The organism is Cobetia sp. (assembly GCF_983723665.1).
In genome coordinates, this window is record NZ_CFDJES010000030.1 from 11,405 (window position 1) to 12,751 (window position 1,347).

Here is a 1,347-nt window from a genome sequence, read left to right on the forward strand (position 1 = left end):
GGTGATGGCCTGACTCAGGCATCTTCAGACTGGTCGGCGTCATGCATCGGGCCGCGCTTCATGTCGCCGCCCTTCATGTCACCCTTCATGCCACCATGATGCTTGCCAGCGTGATGGCGCATGCCATTGGCCATGAAGGCTTCCAGCGCATCGAGCTGCTCGGCGGACAGCACATCGGCGAGTTTCTCGCGGCCTTCCTCACGCAGTTCCAGGCGCTGCTCCTTCATTTCCTTGCGCATTTCCTGGCGGGCGGCGACACGCTCCTGCTTGGTGTCGGCGTCCTGCATGGCATCGCGCATGTCGTCGTGCATCTCTTTCATGCTGTCATGCATCTCGTCACGCATTTCCTTGCGGACTTCCTTGAGCGCCTGCATCTGGTCATCGCTCAGGTTCCAGCTGGCCAGCAGCGCCTTCATGCCTTCCTGCTGCTGACGGTCGGCCATCTTCGGACCGCGCTTGTCACGCTGGTGCATCAGGTCCAGCACCTTGATCTGGTCGTCATCCAGCACCTTGGCCAGACGATCGTGCTGGGTCTTGCGCAGTTCCTCGAAGGCGGCCTTGCGCGCTTCACGCGAGTCGAAGTCGGTCTTCTTGAGTGACTCCATGTCGTCACGCATGGACTTGAAGGAGTCCTTGAGCGCGCTGCGCTGGTCGTCATCCAGGTCCCAGCTGTCGAACAGGGCGCCCATCAGCTGCATGCGCTGCTTGCCGTCGTCGGCCATGTGCTTGCCGCCACGCTCGCCGGCCATGTGCTTGCCGCCGCGTTCGCCACCACGTTCGTCGGCATGCTTGCCTTCGCCGTGACGTTTGCCGTCATGCTTGCCCATGTGCTTGCCGTGCATCGGCTTGCCGGCAGCCCAGTAGGCTTCGAGCACCTTGACCTGATTCTCGTCGAGAATCTCTGCCAGGGCGGCCTTGTATTCTTCACGTTGTGCCTGGATGGCGTCGCGGCGCGCTTCGCGGGAGTCGAACTTCTGCTCCTTGAGCTGCTTGCGGCTTTCCATCTGCTGTTGCTTGAGTGCGTCGAGCTGTTGCTGCTGTTCATCGCTGAGATGCCAGCTGGCGAGAATCTTGTCGAGGCCTTCCTTGCGGTCGGCGCCGTCATGGTGCTTGTCGTTGCTTGAGGCCATGGCGGTCATCGGCAGTGCCAGGGCGGTCAGCAGACCGGAAACGATGAGCTTGCGAGAAATGCGGTTCATGGCGTACTCCGAGTGTCTAGATAAAGGGCCGGAATCAAGCGATAAGAGCATTATCAGCAGTGAATGTGCCGGCATTGTGCAACGTTTCATGGGGTTGCGTGCAACGCGCCTGGGCGGAACATGCAACGGCTTGCTGTGTCTTTTCTGC

The 1,347-nt window shown here is 60.7% G+C and carries 1 protein-coding gene; it reads right to left on the reverse strand.

The window, feature by feature from the left end; all coding sequences use genetic code 11:
• Positions 1 to 14: 14 nt before the first annotated feature.
• Complete coding sequence (locus AC4FAH_RS04970) at positions 15 to 1,199, reverse strand: Spy/CpxP family protein refolding chaperone (protein ID WP_288988117.1); 1,185 nt, start codon at positions 1,197 to 1,199, stop codon at positions 15 to 17.
• Positions 1,200 to 1,347 lie beyond the last annotated feature (148 nt).

Coding starts and splice junctions, on each gene's coding strand:
- AC4FAH_RS04970 (WP_288988117.1), bottom strand. CDS start 1,199: ATGAACCGCATTTCTCGCAAGCTCATCGTTTCCGGTCTGCTGACCGCC.